The organism is Sphingosinicella sp. (assembly GCF_041916975.1).
Taxonomy (GTDB): Bacteria; Pseudomonadota; Alphaproteobacteria; order Sphingomonadales; family Sphingomonadaceae; genus Sphingosinicella.
This window is the reverse complement of sequence record NZ_JAYRYK010000001.1, coordinates 3,399,197-3,418,594: the sequence shown is the minus strand read 5'-3', so window position 1 is coordinate 3,418,594 and position 19,398 is coordinate 3,399,197. Positions and strand designations below refer to the sequence as shown.

Annotated in this window: 23 protein-coding genes and 1 pseudogene; 17 read left to right on the top strand and 7 right to left on the bottom strand. The window is 63.4% G+C overall.

The genetic code is table 11. The features are described 5' to 3' along the window. Positions 1 to 46 precede the first annotated feature (46 nt). Entirely contained in the window at positions 47 to 1,549 is a 1,503-nt protein-coding gene (locus ACE3TJ_RS16145) for an aldehyde dehydrogenase (RefSeq protein WP_374597951.1), read from the top strand. An 18-nt stretch (positions 1,550 to 1,567) separates the two neighbouring features. Beyond that, a complete protein-coding gene (locus ACE3TJ_RS16140) occupies positions 1,568 to 2,677 on the top strand; it encodes a hypothetical protein (RefSeq protein WP_374597950.1) in 1,110 nt (369 codons plus the stop codon). A 272-nt stretch (positions 2,678 to 2,949) separates the two neighbouring features. Here ACE3TJ_RS16140 and ACE3TJ_RS16135 read toward each other — a convergent pair whose 3' ends face one another. From ACE3TJ_RS16135 to ACE3TJ_RS16125, 3 genes are read right to left on the bottom strand one after another with little or no spacing between them, the layout of a single operon-like run. Then, complete coding sequence (locus ACE3TJ_RS16135; protein WP_374597948.1) at positions 2,950 to 3,186, bottom strand: hypothetical protein; 237 nt, start codon at positions 3,184 to 3,186, stop codon at positions 2,950 to 2,952. Positions 3,187 to 3,234: 48 nt separating this feature from the next. Further along, the gene (locus tag ACE3TJ_RS16130) at positions 3,235 to 4,791 is read right to left on the bottom strand and encodes a S10 family peptidase (RefSeq protein WP_374597946.1); all 1,557 of its coding nucleotides are present in this window, start codon (positions 4,789 to 4,791) and stop codon (positions 3,235 to 3,237) included. Then, positions 4,788 to 6,365 carry a hypothetical protein gene (locus tag ACE3TJ_RS16125; RefSeq protein WP_374597944.1) on the bottom strand — a complete coding sequence of 526 codons (1,578 nt, stop codon included), beginning with the start codon at positions 6,363 to 6,365 and terminating at the stop codon, positions 4,788 to 4,790. The genes ACE3TJ_RS16130 and ACE3TJ_RS16125 overlap by 4 nt, the downstream gene beginning before the upstream one ends. A gap of 198 nt (positions 6,366 to 6,563) precedes the next feature. On the opposite strand from ACE3TJ_RS16125, the gene ACE3TJ_RS16120 reads away from it, so the two are divergent. Then, positions 6,564 to 7,103, top strand: a complete 540-nt coding sequence (locus ACE3TJ_RS16120; RefSeq protein ID WP_374597942.1) for a cupin domain-containing protein — start codon at positions 6,564 to 6,566, stop codon at positions 7,101 to 7,103. 105 nt (positions 7,104 to 7,208) lie between these two features. On the opposite strand, the gene pobA is transcribed toward ACE3TJ_RS16120, so the two are convergent. Next, positions 7,209 to 8,378, bottom strand: coding sequence for a 4-hydroxybenzoate 3-monooxygenase (gene pobA, locus ACE3TJ_RS16115; RefSeq protein WP_374597940.1), 1,170 nt, complete (start codon positions 8,376 to 8,378; stop codon positions 7,209 to 7,211). 704 nt (positions 8,379 to 9,082) lie between these two features. Between pobA and ACE3TJ_RS16110 the strand changes: the two genes are divergently transcribed. Together ACE3TJ_RS16110 and ACE3TJ_RS16105 are read left to right on the top strand one after the other, a co-directional pair. Next, positions 9,083 to 9,454 (top strand): DUF2958 domain-containing protein, encoded by a 372-nt coding sequence (locus tag ACE3TJ_RS16110; RefSeq protein ID WP_374597938.1) that lies wholly within the window; start codon positions 9,083 to 9,085, stop codon positions 9,452 to 9,454. Between the two features lie 90 nt (positions 9,455 to 9,544). After that, a complete protein-coding gene (locus tag ACE3TJ_RS16105) occupies positions 9,545 to 11,278 on the top strand; it encodes a ParB/RepB/Spo0J family partition protein (RefSeq protein WP_374597936.1) in 1,734 nt (577 codons plus the stop codon). A gap of 101 nt (positions 11,279 to 11,379) precedes the next feature. Here the strand turns inward: ACE3TJ_RS16105 and ACE3TJ_RS16100 are convergent, their stop codons facing one another. Both ACE3TJ_RS16100 and ACE3TJ_RS16095 read right to left on the bottom strand, forming a co-directional pair. Next, positions 11,380 to 11,766 carry an excalibur calcium-binding domain-containing protein gene (locus ACE3TJ_RS16100; protein WP_374597934.1) on the bottom strand — a complete coding sequence of 129 codons (387 nt, stop codon included), beginning with the start codon at positions 11,764 to 11,766 and terminating at the stop codon, positions 11,380 to 11,382. Between the two features lie 49 nt (positions 11,767 to 11,815). Further along, a complete protein-coding gene (locus ACE3TJ_RS16095; RefSeq protein ID WP_374597932.1) occupies positions 11,816 to 12,154 on the bottom strand; it encodes a thermonuclease family protein in 339 nt (112 codons plus the stop codon). A gap of 110 nt (positions 12,155 to 12,264) precedes the next feature. Between ACE3TJ_RS16095 and ACE3TJ_RS16090 the strand changes: the two genes are divergently transcribed. The 10 genes and pseudogenes from ACE3TJ_RS16090 (at position 12,265) to ACE3TJ_RS16045 (ending at position 18,108) form a co-directional block, all read left to right on the top strand. After that, complete coding sequence (locus tag ACE3TJ_RS16090; protein ID WP_374597930.1) at positions 12,265 to 12,453, top strand: DUF6771 family protein; 189 nt, start codon at positions 12,265 to 12,267, stop codon at positions 12,451 to 12,453. A gap of 233 nt (positions 12,454 to 12,686) precedes the next feature. Next, positions 12,687 to 12,992, top strand: a complete 306-nt coding sequence (locus ACE3TJ_RS16085; RefSeq protein WP_374597928.1) for a DUF1778 domain-containing protein — start codon at positions 12,687 to 12,689, stop codon at positions 12,990 to 12,992. Then, positions 12,989 to 13,543, top strand: coding sequence for a GNAT family N-acetyltransferase (locus ACE3TJ_RS16080; RefSeq protein WP_374597926.1), 555 nt, complete (start codon positions 12,989 to 12,991; stop codon positions 13,541 to 13,543). The genes ACE3TJ_RS16085 and ACE3TJ_RS16080 overlap by 4 nt, the downstream gene beginning before the upstream one ends. A 123-nt stretch (positions 13,544 to 13,666) precedes the next feature. Then, positions 13,667 to 13,840 (top strand): annotated as a pseudogene (locus ACE3TJ_RS16075) (IS630 family transposase); the annotation flags it as partial. A 39-nt stretch (positions 13,841 to 13,879) separates the two neighbouring features. After that, complete coding sequence (gene dinB, locus ACE3TJ_RS16070; protein WP_374597924.1) at positions 13,880 to 14,944, top strand: DNA polymerase IV; 1,065 nt, start codon at positions 13,880 to 13,882, stop codon at positions 14,942 to 14,944. A gap of 413 nt (positions 14,945 to 15,357) precedes the next feature. Further along, a complete protein-coding gene (locus ACE3TJ_RS16065) occupies positions 15,358 to 15,873 on the top strand; it encodes an outer membrane beta-barrel protein (protein WP_374597922.1) in 516 nt (171 codons plus the stop codon). A gap of 206 nt (positions 15,874 to 16,079) precedes the next feature. Beyond that, positions 16,080 to 16,529 (top strand): thermonuclease family protein, encoded by a 450-nt coding sequence (locus ACE3TJ_RS16060; protein ID WP_374597920.1) that lies wholly within the window; start codon positions 16,080 to 16,082, stop codon positions 16,527 to 16,529. After that, the gene (locus ACE3TJ_RS16055) at positions 16,529 to 16,723 is read left to right on the top strand and encodes a DUF5818 domain-containing protein (RefSeq protein WP_374597918.1); all 195 of its coding nucleotides are present in this window, start codon (positions 16,529 to 16,531) and stop codon (positions 16,721 to 16,723) included. The genes ACE3TJ_RS16060 and ACE3TJ_RS16055 overlap by 1 nt, the downstream gene beginning before the upstream one ends. 419 nt (positions 16,724 to 17,142) lie before the next feature. Continuing rightward, positions 17,143 to 17,805 carry a RadC family protein gene (locus ACE3TJ_RS16050; RefSeq protein ID WP_374597916.1) on the top strand — a complete coding sequence of 221 codons (663 nt, stop codon included), beginning with the start codon at positions 17,143 to 17,145 and terminating at the stop codon, positions 17,803 to 17,805. A gap of 57 nt (positions 17,806 to 17,862) precedes the next feature. After that, entirely contained in the window at positions 17,863 to 18,108 is a 246-nt protein-coding gene (locus ACE3TJ_RS16045) for a hypothetical protein (RefSeq protein WP_374597914.1), read from the top strand. Between the two features lie 3 nt (positions 18,109 to 18,111). On the opposite strand, the gene ACE3TJ_RS16040 is transcribed toward ACE3TJ_RS16045, so the two are convergent. Beyond that, positions 18,112 to 18,315, bottom strand: coding sequence for a hypothetical protein (locus ACE3TJ_RS16040; protein ID WP_374597912.1), 204 nt, complete (start codon positions 18,313 to 18,315; stop codon positions 18,112 to 18,114). 200 nt (positions 18,316 to 18,515) lie between these two features. On the opposite strand from ACE3TJ_RS16040, the gene ACE3TJ_RS16035 reads away from it, so the two are divergent. Both ACE3TJ_RS16035 and ACE3TJ_RS16030 read left to right on the top strand, forming a co-directional pair. After that, positions 18,516 to 18,824 (top strand): excalibur calcium-binding domain-containing protein, encoded by a 309-nt coding sequence (locus ACE3TJ_RS16035; protein ID WP_374597910.1) that lies wholly within the window; start codon positions 18,516 to 18,518, stop codon positions 18,822 to 18,824. Positions 18,825 to 19,013: 189 nt separating this feature from the next. Beyond that, the gene (locus ACE3TJ_RS16030; protein WP_374597908.1) at positions 19,014 to 19,187 is read left to right on the top strand and encodes a DUF1328 domain-containing protein; all 174 of its coding nucleotides are present in this window, start codon (positions 19,014 to 19,016) and stop codon (positions 19,185 to 19,187) included. Positions 19,188 to 19,398: the final 211 nt, after the last annotated feature.

The window sequence follows — 19,398 nt, the reverse complement described above, 5'->3', positions numbered from 1 at the left end:
AACGATTGCGGCCGTGAACCCGGAAACCTTGGGCGAGGAGACAAGCATGACCAACCCGTTTCGTCACGATCTTTCGGTCCTTGAACCCGAAACACGTCAGCGGCTCGCACGCAAACCGGCGCACTATATCGACGGCCGCTGGGCCGCGGCGAGTGCGGCAATTCCCGTTCTGGATCCATCTTCCGGCGCGCAGGTTGCGGAGATCGGTGCCGGCGGCGCAGCGGAAATCGACGTTGCCGTCGCAGCGGCTAACCGCGCGCTGCGCTCGCCCGAATGGGCCGAAATCGGCCCCGCGGCCCGCGAACGCCTGATCCTCAATCTTGTCGCGCTGATCGAAAGCAACGCCGCCGTACTCGCCCAGCTTGAAACGCTCGACAACGGTATGCCGAGCTGGTTCGCGTTCGGACCGACGATCATGGGTTCGGCGGGCGTCTATCGCTATTATGCCGGTTGGCCGACCAAGATCGCAGGCGAGACGATGCCGGTCGAAGGACCGCCGGGTGCGGGCGTGTTTCGGGGCTACACGCAGAAGTCGCCGGTCGGCGTGATCGGCGCCATCATTCCGTGGAACGTGCCGTTCATGATGGCGGCGTGGAAACTCGCGCCCGCCCTGGCCGCCGGTTGCACAGTGGTGCTGAAACCCGCAGAGGATACCAGCCTCTCCGCGCTGATGCTGGCGGACCTGATCGAGCAGGCCGGTATCCCCAAAGGCGTCGTCAACGTGGTGACGGGACGCGGCGCCGACGCAGGCGAAGCGCTCGTGCGCCATCCTGGCGTCGCCAAGATCAGCTTCACGGGCTCCACTGCAACCGGCCGCCGCATCGGCGAGATCGCAGGGCGGAACCTCAAGAAACACACTCTGGAACTGGGTGGAAAGTCTCCAGTCCTGCTGTTCGATGATGCCGATCTCAACGACGCCGTACCCGGCGCGGCCGCATCGATCTTCCTCAATTCCGGTCAGATCTGCGTGGCCGGATCGCGCCTTTACGTCCAATCGCGGATCCACGACGAAGTGGTCGAACGGCTGCACAAGCACGCGATGACACTCAAGGTCGGGGCCGGCTTTTCATCCGACGTCTTCATGGGCCCGCTGGTGAACGCCGCGCAGAAGCAGCGGGTGACCGGCTATGTGGAGGCGGCGGCAAGTGCCGGCTGCGAGGTTCTGCGCGGCGCAGCGGTCGATGATGACGCGGGCTATTTCGTCAGCCCCGCGATCGTGACGGGCGCGATGCAGGATGCCGTCATCACGCGCGAGGAAGTGTTCGGCCCGGTTCTCTCCGTCTATCGGTTCGAAGACGAGGAAGAAGCGCTGTCGCTGGCCAACGATTCCGAATACGGGCTGGCCGCAACGATCTGGTCATCGAACATCAGCCGGGTCATGCGCGTTTCGGAAGCACTGGAATGTGGCAAGGTGCTGGTGAACAACAGCGGCTTCCCCTACCCCGGCCTTCCCGAAGGCGGACGCAAGGCATCTGGCCACGGCAAGGATCTGGGGCGCGATGCGCTCGATGCGTGCCTTCAGACCAAATCCATTATTCTCCGCATTTGAAAATCGGAGCCGAGCCGGGTGGAAGCCGTCCTCATCGACGTCGCGCAGGGCGACGCACATGAAAGCCAGTCCGGTCTGCAACTGATGCGCCCGCGTATCTGGGGCGCATTCCACCGCGCACCCGGCAAGGTGGCGGCCATCGTCATCCACCCCACATCAAACTTCATGCACCATTATCTGCTCGAACCGCTGCGCAAGCGCGGCATCGCTGCCCTCGGCCTCAACACGCGGTATCTTGGCAGCGACGTGGCGATGCTTCTGGAACGCGCGATACAGGATCTGGGTGCAGGCGTGCGCTGGCTTCGCGCGCAGGGTTACGATCGCATCCTGCTGATCGGCAACAGCGGCGGTGCGGCGCTTGTCAGCCTCTACCAGTCACAGGCTGAACATCTCGACATCACGGAAACGCCAGCCGGCGATCCTATCGACCTATCACCCGAAGACCTTCCTCCAGCGCAGGGCATTGCACTGTCGGCAGCCCATCTCGGCCGTTCGCGCCTCATGCAATGCTGGATCGATCCCGCTGTGATCGACGAGCACGATCCCCTGTCGAGTGACCCTTCGCTCGATATGTTCAACCCTGAAAACGGCCCACCATATTCGGCAGACTTCCTCGGTCGCTATCGGGCAGCGCAGCGCCGTAGGCAGGATCGCATCGAGGAATGGGCAAGGGCAAAGCTGCGGCAGCTCCGCGCGATTCCCGATGGCCCGCGAGACATGGCCTTCATCATTCACCGCACGCTTGCGGATCCGCGATGTCTCGACCCCTCGATCGATCCCAATGACCGACCACCCGGCACCAGCGTCTGGGGGGCACCGAAAATGCAGAACCACGCCGCGAACAGCATGGGGCGCTACACTTCCCTCACCGCCTATCTCAGCCAGTGGGCAATGTGCAGCCGGGGCGACGGGCCAGCCTGCCTTGCCCGCACGCAGGTTCCAGTGCTCCTCGCAGAACACACGGCTGATTCCTCTACCTTTCCGAGCGATGTAGTGGAATGGATGAATGCCGCTCCAGGTCGGGCGCGCCACGTCCAACTCAAGGGGGGCAACCACTATCTATCAGGCCAGCCCACACTCGTGGAGCAACTGGCTGATGAGCTGACCGAGTTTGCTCTGCGTCTCTAACATTGCGCCCGCCTGCAGCAGCTAACCCCGATCAGTTACGCCACGGCCGGAACGACCGAAGGGGGCGCTTAACGCCCTGCATTTGTCGAGGAACACTTTCAGCCCGGCCACGGTGACCAGCGCGCTGCTGCCGACCTTGAGGGGTTTCGATCTCTCTAGCCTTGATGAGTTCGTAGTGCTTGGACCGTCCGATGCCGGTCATGCGGCAGGCCTCGGGGATGCGGACGGTGAGGGAGGTACGTGGGCGGGGTAAGCATTCGGGTCGGGAACCGCTACTTCTTCATCGTCCCGGTGATCTGCAGATCGACCTTGAGGTGCGTGACCTCCGTCCCCTCACGTTCCGGCCGAACCGTATAGGCCAGTCGAGGCTCGGACGTCTGTGCCTGGGCCGCTGCGGGATCGACGACAAGCGCCGCCATCAGCGCGCTCAGCAATGTCCTCCGAATCCGGCGATCACCCCACCGACGCGGCCGTTCACCGTCAGAAATGGCTCCCCTGCCGAGCTTCACCACGTTCTCCTTTCTGACGCGTGCGGTTAGCAGCGATGAAGCCGCTGCCTAGCGGCCGAGCTTCGAAGCCGCTCGTATCAGAGCCCGGATATCGTCTCCAACCGCCGCTGCCGCTGGGCTCACATAAAGATCGTGGCCGCCCTCATAGGTTTTGAGCGTAAGGCGGTCGGCAGGCACGTTCACCTGGTCGAGCGCATGTCGCACCGCCGCCGCCGGCGTGACAAGATCATAGTAACCGCCTGTTACAAGAACGTGCATCCCACTGACTCGGCGCATGGAGTCGGCCAGATCGACAGCAAAACTCTGTTCCTGCGGTGCGTCGCCTCGTTTGAAGTTCCATTTGTAGAGAAGCGGCTTCCACAGGATGTGGTGATAGGGCCGCTCCATTCTGACGTTCAGCTTCTCGTCGAGCAGCCGGTGCATAGCGGCCGTCCACACGGGAAACGCCTGACTTAGCGCAGGATCGTCACCCACCGGATTTACGGCACTGTCGGACAGCGGCAGCGTGTACCGGCTGTCATATTGACCGAGCTGCAAACCCCGCGCAGCAAGTCCCGTTTTTGCGAAGTTTGCCGCACTGATCCGAAGATCTTTCTCGAACGTTGCTGCGGGAAGTCCCGTATAGCGCGACAGCTGCTGCTGGGTGGCCTTGCGCTCCTCCGGCGACAATGTCTTCGATGCGTCCTTTCGCAGTGCAGACAGATAGGCACCCATTGCAAAACGGCGCGCATCTTCCACGAGCGCCCCGACACTCGCGCCCCCGCGGTCGGCTGTCCCATGATACCAGGCCGTCGCCGCCGCTCCCGGCACGGCAAGCGCGCTGGCGAGGTCAGGATCGAATGTCTTCGGCGGCGCATCCATGCTTTCTGGAAACGCATCCAGCGTGGTGGCAAGAAGGATCAGGCCATTCAGCGTGATGCCGCGCAGCAGCCCGTTACTATACGGCCCGCCCAGCAGCGGCTCCGAGATCCGAGCGGCCCGCATGCTGCCGTAGCTCTCGCCAAGAAAGAACTTGGGTGAATTCCAGCGCCCATTCTTTGTGAGCCACTGCTCGATGAACTGTGCGACCGCTTCGAGATCGCCATCGGCACTCCAAAAGGATTGGGCGTCGCCGCCTTTCAGTGGACGGCTATACCCAGTCCCTACGGGATCGATGAACACGATGTCAGCCACATCAAGAGGACTGAGGGGATTTTCCACCAGTTCGACGGGCGGGAGGTTCCCAAGTTTTCCGATCGATTCCGGCGAAAGCCGATCGAGCGGAACCGCCCAGGGACCGAGCAGACCGACATGCAGAAAGGTTGACGCCGAACCCGGCCCGCCGCCGATCGCAAACAGTACCGGTCGCGTCGCAGCATCGGCACCGTCCTTGAGATAGGCGAAGCTGAAAATACTCGCTGTCGGCTCGCCGCGCCAATCGTGGAGCAGTGTCTCGCCCGCGCGCGCTGTAAAAGCTATGCGCGTCCGGTTGATCGTGACCTGATGATGCGTGACAGCGTCGGCCACGACGCGCGGACTGTCGACAGCCTCGCTCGCAAGGGCGGAAGCCGGCAATAGTGCCGCGATGAACAGGCCGGCAAGCAGCCGAAGCGATGAAATGGTCATCGGGCACCTTTCAACAGCGCGCGCAGCGGCTCCATCGCCTCTTTTTCCGGTGCAAGCGCATGGCCGCCGTCATAATGGGCGATGCGATAGCGCTGCGGCGCCAGGTCCGTCTGGCCGAGCGTATATTCGACCGTGCCCATATCGGTCAGCGTATCGTAGCGCCCCTGTAGAACCAGAAGCTGCATCTTCGCGTGTGTGTTCAACAATTTTGCAAGCGTGACATCGAGCGCGGGATCGCCGGCGATTTGCATCGACCAATAGCCGGGATTCATGGCGGCGCGGTCGAGCATCACGTAACGCCCAAGGTCTTTTGCACCAAGCCGCGCCGCCAGCTTCTCCATCGCCGATGTCACCGCCGCGTAGCCGCTGACGATCTTGTCGTAGTCAAGCTCGCCGACCGGTGTGCCAGGCTCGGCCGGCCGCGTTTCAAGCCCGTTGTTCCGGTCGAGAACGCGTCCTTCCTGACGCAGCAGTTCGCCGTTGAAGTTCGCGACGCTTATGCGGTTGTTCTGGCGAAAATAGGTTTCCGGGATACCGATAAGTCCCGGCAACGCACGAATCACTTTTTCGCGGGTTTCCGGATCAAGCCTGTGCCCCTGCATGAGCGCACCGGCATAGGTGTCGCGGACGAAGGCGCGGGCCTTGTCCACCGCCTGCTCCCAGCTCTGGGTCCGGTTGTCGATCTTACCGTAGTGCCAGGCGACCGAGGCCATCATGGGGAGCTTTGACGCCACCATCAGCGGTTCAGGTGTCCGGCCGTTCGATCCGAACGTATAGGCACTCCCGACGAGAACAATCCCGTCGATGACCACCTTTTCGCTGGACCTTGCAAGGTCGCGCGCCATCGCGATCGCGCGCAGCGATCCGTAGCTTTCGCCGAGGATGTATTTGGGGGCGTTCATCCGCCCATGCGCCTTGAGCCACTGCAGAACGAATTGCGTCAGCGCTTCGGAATCCGAATCCACAGTACGGAACCGTTCAGCCTTTCCCGGCATGGCGCGGCTGAAGCCCGTGTCCACAGGATCGATGAACACGAGGTCCGCGACATCGAGCACCGTCTCGGGGTTGGCGATCAGCGGACTGTCGGGATTTGCAAGATCCTCGAGCTTCAGGGAGGAAAGCCGCTTCGGCCCCAGGGCCGTCATGTGCAGCGGCGCCGACGATCCCCCGGGCCCGCCGTTGAACACGAACACGACCGGCCGTGCGGCCGAGTTCTTGCCCTGCGCTACGTAACTGGTCGTAAAGAGCGATGCCGCAGGTTCTCCGCCGGAGGTTTCGATGATCGTCTCGGCCAGTTCGATCCGATAACGGACTTTCACGCCGTTGAACGTTCCGGTTTCCGTCGAGACGAACTTACGCGCCCCTTCCCGCGCCGACATCGTCATCGGCGGCAGCGGCGGGATGCCGGACATCATCAAGGGAACATCGACACTCCCCGAGCGCGGCACAGGTGTCAGCTGCGGTGCGGCGACCCTGTCTTCGGCATGCGACGACAGGCTTGCAAGCATGGCCAGCCCACACACAGCGGCCGCCAACGGCGAACCGATCCGATTATTCACGACTTTCCTGAACATCCACGCCTCCCGAAATTGTTCGAGATAGGAGAGGATTTCGGATCATCTTTCAATCAAAATTTTTAATAATTACAAAAAAAATCAATATCGCCACTTGACCCCGGCTGCTGCTTTGGTCAGATTTCTTGAACAGCCGCAGTATCGCGGATTTACGCTGCCGGCTCACATCCGCCCCGCCAGACTTTGAGGACAACGGAAATGGCAAAGTCGCTGAAAGCCCCGGCGGTGACGCGCCGGGAGGCCATGGGTGCGGGTGCAGCCTGTTTTGCCGTGCTAAGCCAGAATGCCAACGCGATGACCGATACAGAACAGACCAATGTGAAACGAGCCGGCTACAGTAAGGAGTCCGAAGCCGCCGGTATGCTGGAAATCCCAGGCATTCACGAGGGAAAAGGGACGGGTAGGATCAAGGTCTTCGGTTTTGAGGGTGCCCCGGCGCCCGCCAATTTCATCATATACGACCTGCCCCCCGGCGCGAGCGAAGGCGTCCATGTCCATTATCTCGACAACCGCAACAACGAAGGCTCGTTCGACGAATATTATTATATCGTCAGTGGGTCGGGTCAGATGGAAATCGATGGCCAGATCGTTGCCGTTTCCGAAGGGGATCATGTCCATACGCCCCTTGAAGTCGCGCACGGGATCGAGAACACCCACGCGACGGAAAATTTGAAGGTGTTTCTGACATTCATCAAGCGCGGCAACGAGCCCCGGCCCATGCGCAGCGGATCGGCCTGATGCGCGCTCATCGCAGCAGCATATTCGGATAGCGTTCGGCAAGTTTGCGCACCTGCGCGTGCTCGCTGGACCGCCCCTAAAGCCCGAACCCGGCCGATCATCGGATCAGAGCAAAAGACCCACGTAGTTTTCCGCGATGCTTGCTTGCGCGTTTCGTGAGCCTGCGATGTAACGCAGCTCCGCCACCTGCATTTTTCGGTCGAACCCGGTTTGTCCCGGAAAGCGGTGCAGCAGATGCGTGAGCTGCCACGAAAAGCGCTCGGCCTTCCAGACGCGCGCCAGCGCGCGTCCCGAATACGCGATAATCCCTTCTTGATCCCCGCGCTTGAAGAACAGCGAAAGCGCTTCCGAAAGATAGGCCACGTCCGACGCAGCAAGGTTCAGGCCTTTGGCACCGGTGGGCGGAACGATGTGGGCGCTGTCGCCGGCAAGAAACAGCGAACCGTGACGCATCGGCTCGAACACGAACGACCTCAGTGGCGCGATCGATTTCTCGAGTGCGACACCGCGCGTTATACGTCCACCCACCTCGGGTCCGAGCCTTACCGCAAGTTCGTCCCAAAGCCGACCATCGGACCAGTCATCGAGCGTCTCGTCGGATGCCACCTGGATATAGTAACGGCTCCGGGTTGCCGACCGCATGGACGCCAGTGCGAACCCCCGCTCATGACTGGCATAAATCAGCTCGTCATGGCACGGCGGCACATCAGCGAGGATACCGAGCCATCCAAACGGATAGACCTTCTCATAAATGCCCCCCTGATTTGCCGGTATCGCCTGGCGCGAAGGCCCATGAAAGCCGTCGCATCCCACAATGAATCGCGCCTCGAGATAATGGTCCCGGCCATCCTTCGTGAAACGAACGCACGGCGTTTCACTTTCGATATCTGCGAGCACGACGTTCTCGGCCTCGTAGAAAATCTCCAGACCACGCGCCGGTGCAGCCTCCATCAGGTCGCACGTCATTTCGGTCTGGCCGTAAACGGTGACATGATGTCCGGTCAGGTCAGCAAGATCGATGCGGACAATCTGTTCACCATCAGCAAGCACGAACCCGCTGTGTAGCAATCCTTCGGTCTTCAAGCGGCCATCAAGGCCAAGCCTGGCGAGGAGGTCTGTCGTGGTGTGTTCAAGCACACCTGCGCGGATGCGACCGACGACATGGTCGGCACTGGCGCGTTCAACGATCTTGACGATAAGACCTTCAGCGCGGAGCAGATGACCCAACAGCAATCCGGCTGGCCCGGCACCGATGATCGCGACATCTGCCTTCACTGCATACTCCCCGAGGCCGCCTTCGAAACGGCGTGACTTTTCTTCTGACAGGCTGCCCCCGCTGCTTTCCAATCAAAAACGAATGAGGCCTATCGGATCCTGTTAATTCTGAGATTTCACACGGCGGCGCCCGGCATTTTTTCGACCTTCGCGCCGTGTTGAGATTCGCCGTCAATCGGCTGAAGCCAAAGGGCATCGAGACCCTCCTCGCACGGCGAGGAAACGCACGCCTCCCATAAGCATTGTTGTAGATCATACACCCACCGGTAGGGCCGGGACGCGTCGCTCCACGGGCGTACGCGGGTGCAGCAATTCGGACGTCGAGGACGACGTCGGATTGTCGACGGTCACCGCAATATTGTTGTGGTGCCTGCACCACCCTTTCCGATCTTGGCCATTGACCTGTACCGCCCCGTGCCCGCGCTGCGGCCTGCAAGCTTGTCACTGCGAGGTGCCCGCGACGCTCTGACGTTCTCATCCGCCAGGATGAATGATGGCTCACCGCGGCGGCGGGACCGGACGGCACGGTCTTCTGGACCCGCCGCCACGGTCCGCAAGCCGGCGCCGCCGGCTCCTCCACATGCGTTCCGGCCCTCCGGGTGCGGTCCGCGGCTCACCGGCGGGTCCGATCCCGCGCCTGCCGCCCGTCCCCGCCAATGCGGGGAGCCACGCTTGCTTTTTTAGCGGGCGGCAAGGAGACACGCATGGAGCTTCTCACCCCACCCTTGCGCACCACGCTGCGCGTCAATGCCGACGCCGCCGCACGCCGTCGCCACGACCCGCCGCCCGCCGTCAAGTTCTTCAACCCCTGCGGTGGCGCGACATGGCTCGCGACCGAACTCGACGCCGACGGCGACACGCTGTTCGGCCTCGCCGATCTCGGCTTCGGCTGCCCCGAGCTCGGCTCGTTCAGCCTTTCCGAAATCGCCGCGATCCGCCTGCGCTTCGGGCTGCGCATCGAACGCGATCTTCATTTCACGAGCACGGCCCCGATCTCGGCATGGGCCGACCTTGCCCGCCGTACCGGCTCGATCATCGCCGCCGAGGCCGCGCTCGTGCGCATGGCCAAAGCCTGACCCGCTTCCGCGCCCGCCGTTCCAAGCGGCGCGGTGCGAAAGGCGCGCGGCGCGCATTCGCCGCAGTTCGAACCTGAAAGGACCATTCCCATGAAACTCGACTTCATCCCGCTCGCCAGCCTCAGCGTCAGCCGCGCCAACATGCGCCACGGCAAGCGCCCGCCCGACGTCGGCGACATCCTCCCCTCGGTCCGCGCGCGTGGCGTGCTCGTCCCCGTTCTCGTTCGCGCAGGCGGCAGCACGGGCAGCACTGGCGGCACCTTCGAGATCGTCGCCGGACGCCGCCGCTTCCACGCCGCGCTCGCCGTCGCCGCCGAACGCCCCGACGATGCGGACGCCGCGATGTTGGCCTGCGCGATTATCGACGACGGCGACGATGCCGCCGCCGTCGAGGCCTCGCTCATCGAGAACCTCGCCCGCCTCGATCCCGACGAGGTCGCCCAGTGGGAAACCTTCGTGCGCCTTACCCGCGAAGGCCGCACGCCCGCCGACATCGCCGCGACGTTCGGGCTTGCGGACAGCGCCGTCCGCCGCATCCTCGCGCTCGGCAACCTGCTGCCGCGCCTCCGCAGCCTCTACCGGCGCGGCGACATCGACACTGCGAGCATCCGCCACCTCACCCTTGCCACCAAGCGCCAGCAGCAGGCATGGCTTGCGCGTCTCGATGACGCGGACAGCCACGCCCCCACCGGCGAGCGCCTGAGGGCATGGCTCTTCGGCGGCGCGTCCATTCCCGCCGATCACGCGCTGTTCGATGTCGATGCGAGCGGCCTCGCGATTGCCGAAGACCTGTTCAGGGAAACGCGCTGGTTCGCCGATGCCGACGCGTTCTGGACCGCGCAGAACGCCGCCGTCGCCGCCCGCGCCGACGCGTACCGCGCGGCGGGATGGCAGGAGGTCGTCATCCTTGGCCCCGACACGCCGTTCCAAAGCTGGGAGCATGAGAAATGCGCGCGGCGCAAGGGCGGACGCGTCTACATTGACGTGCGCAGCACCGGCGAGGTCGTCTTCCACGAAGGCTATATCACCCGCCGCGAGGCGAAACGGCTTCGCGGCGGCGCCGATGCCGCGCCCGCCCCGTTGCCGCGCGCCGAGATCAGCAAGGCACTCCGCGCCTATCTCGACCTCCACCGCCATGCCGCCGTCCGCGCCGTGCTCACCGCGCATCCCGGTGCCGCGCTCCGCCTCATGCTCGCGCACGCGGTCTGCGGTTCCACCCTCTGGTCGGTCCGCCGTGAACCGCAGACGGCGGCAAGCGAGGCCGTCGCCGAGAGCGTCGAAACCTCCGCCGGAGAAACCGCGTTCGACAGCAAGCGCCGCGCCGTCCTCGACGTGCTCGGACTCGACGCCGACTGCCCGAGCGTCATCGGCGCCTACGGCGTACGCGACCTTGCCGCGCTGTTCCTGCGTCTCGCCGAGCTTCCCGACGGTGTCGTTCTCGATATCCTCGCCGTCGTCATGGGCGAAACGCTCGCGGCGGGCGATCCCGTCATCGCCGCGCTCGGCGTCCATCTCGGCATCGACATGGCCGACTGGTGGCAGGCCGACGACGCCTTCCTCGGCCTCGTCCGCGACAAGGGAACCCTCTCCGCGCTCGTTGCCGAGGTGGCGGGCAAGGCCGTCGCCGACGCCAACCACGGCGCGGCGGGCAAGGTGCTGCGCTCGATCCTCGGCGACCATCTCAGCGGCAGCAACGGACGCCCCCGCGTGACCCGCTGGGTGCCGCGCTGGATGCGGTTCCCGGCGTCGCATTATGGCGACGCCGCGCCCGGCCCCGTCGCGGTGGACGCGCCGGACGCGGAAACAGCGAGGCTCGCCGCCTGAGACGCATGCGGGCGCGGGCGCCTCCCCCGCGCCCGCATTTCTGCTGCCGTAAACGCGCGTGCCGTACGGAAAAACTTGAAACGCAAGGATGGCGCCCGCCCTCAGCGCCCCCGGTAGGGCTCGCACGCGACACCGTCGCCGTCGCGGTCGAGCGCTGGGCGATAGCCCGGCTCGCCAGCGTAAAGCGGCGCGACCCCGGCAGCGCGGGCATCGGCGCAGTAACGATAATAAGCGCCGGGCGGCGGCGCGCTGGCCCGCGCGATCCCCTGCGAAACCGCGACCTCTTTCGAAACCGCCCCGACGAACCTGGCCGCGTTCCCGAGGTCGCCGCTTTCCTGAAGCCCCACGGCAGCGCCGAGCGCCACCCCGGCAAGCCCGCCGATCCCGAGAATCCGGACGATCCCATGACGCTGCCGAACCTGCCTGCGCGTGCGGGCGCGGGCGCCGAAGGCGACAACGTTCGTGCGGGACGGTTTCCGGGAGCCCATGCCCGAACCGTACCGGCAAAGCGGTAAACCGGACGTTGCCGCGCTCACCTCACCGGTAGCGGCGCGCCATCCCCGCCCGCAGCATGGCACGATTGAGGTCCACACCGTCCGACACGCACCGGGCGAGCGCACGGCCGTAGGCGTCACGACCCGTCACCGTGCAACGCACTTCGCCCCGCGTCAGCGCCCGCAGAAAATCCCGCGATGCCGCCGCACGTCCCGGATCGCAGTCCGACCGAAACCGCCGCGCATCCTTGCAGCGGGGGCTCTCCGCCATTTCGGGCGCATCGATGCCGACCAGCCGCACCCGTTCGCCCTGGCAACGCAGACTGTCCCCGTCGTGGACTGGAGGCGCGAGGCACGACAGGATGAGCGCAGCAGCAAACACGGTTTATCCCTGGAAAAACGTCGGCGGGTCTTGCTGCCCCCCCTACGGCACCAAGCACCCGACCGGAAGACACCGTTGCAAGAATGTTCTATCTATGTTCTCTTCCAGCCATGTCTCGAATCGATCCTTCCGAACTTGCAACCCTGCTCCTGACCGCCCCACTCGGCGCCCGCATCGGGCTTGCAATGCATAGCGAAACCGCTCGGCTCGCCGCCGCACGTGCGCTCGCGGAGAGCGTTGTTCGGCGGCTCGACGGCGCGCTGGAGGTGGACCGCAACCAGCTGCGGCTGCCGATCTAGAACCTCGCGCGCAAACATATGCGCCGGGCCTGTCAAAAAGGGATGCGCCAACACGGCGGTGGAGCAGGATTTTCAATCCGGAAAATCGCGCAGCGGGCTCCCGGCGCTTTCAAGCCGTCCTTCTCGCGATGAGAGGCAGGACATCATGCCGCCACTGCATGTACGCCTCTACGGCGCACATATCTTGAAATGTACGCCGTAGAGGCGTACATGATGCATGAAAGGAGACGGCCATGCTGAGCCACGGCATCACCGACGCGATCGATGAGCGGAGTACGGAACGCATGTCGTTTCGGACCAAGCCGCGCATCAAGGAAACCATCCAGAAAGCCGCGGCGCTCGCGGGCGTGGACGATTCCGTCTTCACGATGAACGCGGCCTACAAGGCTGCCATGGAAACGATTTCCGCGCACGAGCACACGACACTCCAGCCCGTCGATCATGCAGCTTTCCTTGCCGCGCTCGACCGTCCGGCGGCGCCGTCCGACAGGCTGCGCGCTGCATTCGCGCGTCACCGCGAGACGATCGAAAGCCGGTGAGCGGCGAAAATGCGGATGCAAAATGCATCATAGAGCCGCTCGATCCATCAAAGCATGATCGCGCGGCTTTTTCATGCGGCATCGAGCAGGTCGACAATTATTTCAGAAGGACCGCGAACAAGCTCGCGAAAGCCGGTAATACACGCGTTTATGTGCTGACCACACCGGACGGCGGCCTGATCGGATTTTACGCGACCAACGCCCACGCGGTTCACTATGCCGAACTACCCGACCCGTTCAAACGGGACCGGCCCGGCCACGGCATCATCCCTGCCGCCTATATCTCGATGATCGGCGTCGACAGCAAATATCAGGGCCGGGGCTTTGGCGGCGACCTGCTCGTCGACTGCCTCCGCCGTATCGCCGGCGCGGCCGCCGAAATCGGGATTCGCGTGGTGTTGCTGGACGTGCTCGACTGCGGCAACCCCGCGCGCGTCGAGCAACGCAAGACGCTCTATGCCTCTTATGGCTTCGTCCCACTTCCGTCGAACGACCTACGCATGTACCTGCCCATGTCCGATGTCGACGCGCTGGTCGCGGCGTTCAGCTAAAGCCAACAGGGCGGTCCTTCAGGGATCAAACCAATCTGTTTGATCTCTGCCTTTCGTAATCCAGAATTACAGCTTCAGCTTTCGCGCTCCCAATCTCTGCACCCATCGCGAGCGTACACTTCCCTCCCGCCCTACAGACCCAACCTCAACCCGATCGAGCAGGTCTTCGCCAAGCTCAAGACTCGCCTGCGAATGGCGAACGAACAATCCGTCGAACCCAACTGGAAACGCATCCGAACCCTGCGCGATGCCGTCTCTCCCAGCGAATACGCCAACGACGTCAGAAACAATGGATAGGCTTCAGCCTAAGATCATCACGCTCTAGAACACACCTGCATGAGCCCGGTTCGCAAGATCATCCATATCGATATGGACGCCTTCTTTGCGTCGGTCGAGCAGCGCGACGATCCATCGCTTCGTGGCAAGCCCGTTGCCGTGGGCCACGGCGCCGCGCGCGGCGTCGTCGCAGCGGCAAGCTACGAGGCACGCGTGTTTGGTGTGCGTTCGGCAATGCCGTCGGTATCGGCGCTCCGACGATGCCCCGAACTTATCTTCGTGCCGCCGCGCTTCGATGTTTACCGCGCCGTTTCGAAGCAGATTCACGCGATCTTCGCCGACTACACCGATCTCATCCAGCCGCTCTCGCTCGACGAGGCCTATCTCGACGTAACCGCCAACCGCCGCGGTCTCCCGACCGCGTGGGACACCGCGAAGGACATCCGCGCGCGCATTCTTGCTGAAACCGGGCTCACCGCGTCGGCGGGCGTCTCCTACAACAAGTTTCTCGCCAAGCTCGCCTCCGATCAGCGCAAGCCGAACGGCCAGTTCGCCGTCACGCCCGACATGGGCGCAGCGTGGGTCGAGACACTCCCCGTCGCGCGCTTTCACGGCGTGGGTCCGGTCACGGCCGCGAAAATGAAGCGGCTCGGCATCGAGAGCGGGCGCGATCTTCGCGAAAAGTCCCTCGCGTTCCTCCGGCAGCATTTCGGAAGTTCCGCGGAATGGTATCATGCGATCGCACGCGGCGAGGACAACCGGCCCGTCGATCCCGATCGGGTGCGCAAATCGGCAGGCAGCGAAACAACGTTCAACCGCGATCTCACCGAAAACGCGGACATCGAAACCGGTGTGCTCGGGCAGGCCGACGACGTCTGGGCGTGGTGCGAAAAAACGCAGGCGTTCGGACGCACCGTGACCGTCAAGGTGAAATACCAGGATTTCACGCAGGTCACGCGCAGCCGCAGCGATTCGGCTCCCGTGACCAGCCGGGAACGGCTTCACGAACTCAGCCTTGCGCTCATTCGGAGCGTGCTGCCGACACGCAAGGGGATAAGGCTCGTGGGTGTGACGATTTCGAATTTCACGGCGGCCGATCCGGACACCCCACTGCCCCTTTTCTGAATCGATTCCCGAGGCTGTCGCCGCGCGATTCAAGTATGCCCTTCGCAATTTTCCCTGAATGACAGGCAAGTATTTTTTTAGCAGTCGGCACAGTTTTTTCTTGACGGCTTTGACGATGAGCCGATTTGCGAGATGATACATTTGTACAATATAACCACACGTTAGGACTTGACTTCGCACCGCCCTACCTTTCCGCGAGGTTTCCGGCACATTACTTACACGCTTGTTCAACCGGAATACGGGCGTCGGGCGTGTCACAATTCGGCAACATCGAAGTTTACCGATTGAGATCAAGACCTTTGTCGCCTTGCCGCACCGCAAACCCGTGCCTATTTCCGCGCCGCCGCTGGATAAAAAAACAAGGTCTCGCGCAGCGGCGCTGTTCGCTCATTCAAATAAAGGTAAGCATAAAAATGAAGACATTCGTTCTGGCGTCGCTCGCGGCGCTCGCTGTCGTGTCGCCTGCGTCTGCCGACGTGTTCAATGGCGCTTATGCCGGTCTCGGTGCGACCCTCGACAACGTGAACGGTTCCGGCAGCCTCGAGGGCTTGGGTGCAAGCGGCGCCGGCCTCACCGGCTTCGTCGGCTATGACATGCCGCTCGGCGGCGCGTTCGTCGGCGTTGAAGGCAATATCGACCTCAACACCGCCGATGCTGGCGGGCTTGAAGCCAAATGGGGCTGGGGCGCAAGCGCCCGCGCTGGCTTCAAGATCAATGACGCGACGGGCCTCTATGGCCGCATCGGTTATCAGCGCAACAAGATCAGCGGCGGCGGCGTCAGCGCGTGGGGCGACGGCGTCCGCTTCGGCGGCGGCGTCGAGACCGCGATCAGCGACAAGGCCTCGCTCCGCGCCGAGTTCAATCACGTGAACTTCGAGGACGACGTCATCAACAATCAGGGTGTCGTCGGCGTCCTGTTCCGCTTCTGACACGCGCGCAAACCGGGGGCGGCAGCCATATGCCGCCGCCCCCGCCTTTGTGCTTGCCTGCCCTTCGCGTGAACGCCGGGCGGCGCGCGCGGCGCAGCGGCGGGGGAAAGTCTCTCGACATCCATCCTGACACGCGGCGCCGTGACAACAGGCCCTGCCTCATGCGACAGACTTTGTCGTCTGTGACCATGAGAAAACGCGCCTGAATGCTGTTCACGATCCTTGCTGCTGCCGTGTTCGTCGTGCCGGAGGCCGAGATCTTCGCGTGCACGCCGGTGCAGGTCTGGGACGCCGACGGCCCGATCTGGTGCGCCGAGGGCCCGCGCATTCGGCTCCACGGGATCGCCGCGCGCGAAATGGACGGCACCTGCCGCGCCGATCACCCGTGCCCGGACATGCCGCCCATCGCGGCGAGGGACGTCCTGATCAAGCTCCTCCAGCCCGCCGCGAGCGGGGCCACGTCGACCGGCCATCTCCGCCTTGTGGAGGCCAGCCCCATCGCCTGCCGCTCCCACGGCGGCGCGGGCGGCAACCGCACCGCCGCCCAGTGCTGGCTCCCCGACAAGAGCGATCTCGGCTGCCGCCTGATCGCGCTCGGCGCAGCGCACGAATGGACGCATTTTTCAAAAGGCGCCTACCGGCGCTGCGCGCGCTGATGGCAAGACGCGTCACCGAAACCGGCCTGCTCCTGCGCAGCGAAACCGGACTCGTGCTCAGGCGCGATGACGGCGGAACCTGGCAGCTCGACGCGCCGCGCCGCGCAGACGCGCTCGTGGGGCGGCGGGTGCGGATCGCCGCATGGCGCGTCGGATTCGACAGGCTCTCCGTGGAAGACATGATCCCGTGCTGAATGAAAGGCCAGGATCGCGCAGAACATCCGCTGTCAAAGCAAGCAAAGAGACATCGCGGCGGCGGTACAATCAAGATTTTCCGATCGAAAGCCGCATATCGTCGGCACACCTATATTCACGTCTGGCGAATCGATACGGTTGAGTTATGATCTCGCCTTCTCCTGAACGCTAAATCAAGAAAAGTTATGGAGGAGCGCAACATGCTGGTGATCAGGACCTGGACCGCGTTGGGAAGCGAGCGTTCCAGGGGTTTTCGTTACAAAATATAATTCTCATCGGTTTGACAGTCGGGGAACTGAAGAAACCGCGCATTGACGAAACCGGGCCGGAAAGGGTCCGGGGACGAACTGGACCCATCCAGTCGTATTGAGGGGCGACAATTGCGCGGCCGCGTCCTGGATATTCTGGGAGACGTGCCGTGAGAAGTTTATCGGATGTCAGGGACGTACCCTGTGCATGTCCCCGCGACCGCGCCCCGGACGCGGACCGGGCGCTGCTCGCGCATTTGCTCGGCTTCGTCCTGCCGGACGCCAGGGCGACCCGGCTCGCCGAAACGCTGATCGCGGAACGCGGCAGCTATCCGCGCGTGCTGACGAGCGCGCCTTCGATGCTCATCAAGCTCGGGGTTCCGCCCAAGGGACTCGATATCCTTGCAACCGTCGCGCAGAGCCTCGAACGCGCGCTTTTCCGGGAGCTGACGCACGGCAACGTGATCACGGGATGGCAGGCGCTGAATGACTATCTCCATGTGAGCCTCGGGCACAGCCGGCGCGAGCATTTCCGGGTGCTGTTCCTGAATTCCCGGAACGCGCTCATTACGGACGAGGAGATGGGCGTCGGTACGGTCAACCAGGCGCCTGTTTACGTTCGCGAGGTGATACACCGCGCACTCGACGTCGGCGCGACCGCACTCATTCTCATCCACAACCACCCCTCCGGCGATCCGACCCCCAGTCGCGACGATATCCAGCTCACCAACCACGTTCGCGATGCGGCGCGCGTGCTTGGACTTCAACTTCACGATCATGTTGTCGTCAGCGAGAGCGGAATAAAAAGCTTCAAGACGCTCGGCCTGCTTTAACTTGCTGTTCATATACTCGGAGCGTAAAATAAGAGATTGAAGTCTCGCGGAGGCCCGATGGTTGCAGATACCATCATTGCCGAGCACTTTGGCCGATCGGACGTCGCGAGCCTTTCGACTGCCGAATACGATCGTGGTGTTGCCTCGCTACTTTCCGCAATTGCAAATGAAGTGCAGGAAGAGCGGCGACTGGAGCTCTGGCTCGCCGCGCGCAAGCTCGGTTTCGCGCCGCCCGCACACAGGACGTTCACGAATGCCGCGATCCGCGCGCGCGCGGCGAGCATCGAGGATGCCGGGTACTAGGCGCTAGTGCCGCGTCCCTTCGGCTGAACCCATTCGATTGATCCGGGCAGCGACCTCTAGGAACACATCCCGCCCGCGTGCGTCGTCCCGCGCATCAAGCTCGGCCGCCTTCAGGCTTGCATAGCCGGCCGCCATGTCGCCGTGCTCCTCCATGAACCGCCGCGCAACGGCCCAGAGCTCCCAGTCGCTCAGCGGCGGCGGCACCATCCGCAGACTCCCATTCCATCCCTTCGGCCCCACGGGACGTGAGGATTGAGTTCAATATAAGTTCCGGACTGCACGTGGGCATTCATTCGATCAAGGCCATTTCAGTCTTCCAACACGCAAGTCATGTTCAACACCGCAAGGAAACGTCAAATTGGTACAGACGCTGCCATATTCAGCGCAACTCTGGCTTTGGAGCGGACATGCGGTATCTGACGATCTTGTGCGTGGCATTTGCCGCGATGCCGGCGTTGTCGCATCCGGGCGGCCTCAATGCTGAAGGCTGCCATAACAACCGAAAGACCGGCGACTATCATTGTCACCGTGCATCCGCATCGCCACGGTCCGAAACGCCGTCCCGGTTGTTCGGTGCCTCAGGCGGGGCCTACCGGAACTGCAGCGAGGCGCGCGCCGCGGGCGCCGCGCCGATCCGCATCGGCGAGCCGGGGTACGGGCCACATCTCGACAGGGACGGCGACGGCATCGCGTGCGAGCCGTATCGCGGTCGGTGAACCTTGCCCTCCATGCGGGCTTCTCCGCCGCCGGATCGCGCTCGCGTGGTGACGCGGACAAGCGATACGGGCTTTGAAACGTTGGGCGGGACCAGCAGCACCGCACAACGGTGACCCATGCAGCGCACGGAACACTTCGGCGTTCGAGACATTGTTTCGGGAGAGATCCCTTAACGAGAGGAGCGCGCGTTGATCAAATGGGCCATTATTTTCGCCATCGCCGCATTGGTGCTCGGCGCCCTGGGTTTCGGCGGCCTCGCCGGTGCCTCGATGGGGATTGCCAAAGTCTTGTTCGTCGCGGCGCTGATCATTGCCGTCATTTTTCTTGTTCTGGGACTTACCGCCGCCCGGAAGATCATGTGACGACCTGCACCACCTGATCAGGACAAAATCGTAACGCCCGGCGCCAGTGCCGGGCGTTTTCGTTTACAAGGCGCCGTTCACCAGCCCTATGGACCACACGGCAAACGCGCAGAGCACGAGGCCGCTCAATGTGATCAGCGCGAGGTCCTTGAGGCGCGTTCCAAGCCACTGGGCACGGACGCTATCGGGATCGAGCGTCCGCTCCCTAGCT

Excerpts from the sequence above, each read along its gene's own strand:
- ACE3TJ_RS16145 (WP_374597951.1), top strand. The coding sequence starts at position 47 with ATGACCAACCCGTTTCGTCACGATCTTTCGGTCCTTGAACCCGAAACA.
- ACE3TJ_RS16130 (WP_374597946.1), bottom strand. The coding sequence starts at position 4,791 with ATGACCATTTCATCGCTTCGGCTGCTTGCCGGCCTGTTCATCGCGGCA.
- ACE3TJ_RS16125 (WP_374597944.1), bottom strand. The coding sequence starts at position 6,365 with ATGTTCAGGAAAGTCGTGAATAATCGGATCGGTTCGCCGTTGGCGGCC.
- ACE3TJ_RS16120 (WP_374597942.1), top strand. The coding sequence starts at position 6,564 with ATGGCAAAGTCGCTGAAAGCCCCGGCGGTGACGCGCCGGGAGGCCATG.
- ACE3TJ_RS16110 (WP_374597938.1), top strand. The coding sequence starts at position 9,083 with ATGGAGCTTCTCACCCCACCCTTGCGCACCACGCTGCGCGTCAATGCC.
- ACE3TJ_RS16105 (WP_374597936.1), top strand. The coding sequence starts at position 9,545 with ATGAAACTCGACTTCATCCCGCTCGCCAGCCTCAGCGTCAGCCGCGCC.
- ACE3TJ_RS16100 (WP_374597934.1), bottom strand. The coding sequence starts at position 11,766 with ATGGGCTCCCGGAAACCGTCCCGCACGAACGTTGTCGCCTTCGGCGCC.
- ACE3TJ_RS16090 (WP_374597930.1), top strand. The coding sequence starts at position 12,265 with ATGTCTCGAATCGATCCTTCCGAACTTGCAACCCTGCTCCTGACCGCC.
- ACE3TJ_RS16085 (WP_374597928.1), top strand. The coding sequence starts at position 12,687 with ATGCTGAGCCACGGCATCACCGACGCGATCGATGAGCGGAGTACGGAA.
- dinB (WP_374597924.1), top strand. The coding sequence starts at position 13,880 with ATGAGCCCGGTTCGCAAGATCATCCATATCGATATGGACGCCTTCTTT.
- ACE3TJ_RS16065 (WP_374597922.1), top strand. The coding sequence starts at position 15,358 with ATGAAGACATTCGTTCTGGCGTCGCTCGCGGCGCTCGCTGTCGTGTCG.
- ACE3TJ_RS16060 (WP_374597920.1), top strand. The coding sequence starts at position 16,080 with ATGCTGTTCACGATCCTTGCTGCTGCCGTGTTCGTCGTGCCGGAGGCC.
- ACE3TJ_RS16055 (WP_374597918.1), top strand. The coding sequence starts at position 16,529 with ATGGCAAGACGCGTCACCGAAACCGGCCTGCTCCTGCGCAGCGAAACC.
- ACE3TJ_RS16045 (WP_374597914.1), top strand. The coding sequence starts at position 17,863 with ATGGTTGCAGATACCATCATTGCCGAGCACTTTGGCCGATCGGACGTC.
- ACE3TJ_RS16040 (WP_374597912.1), bottom strand. The coding sequence starts at position 18,315 with ATGGTGCCGCCGCCGCTGAGCGACTGGGAGCTCTGGGCCGTTGCGCGG.
- ACE3TJ_RS16035 (WP_374597910.1), top strand. The coding sequence starts at position 18,516 with ATGCGGTATCTGACGATCTTGTGCGTGGCATTTGCCGCGATGCCGGCG.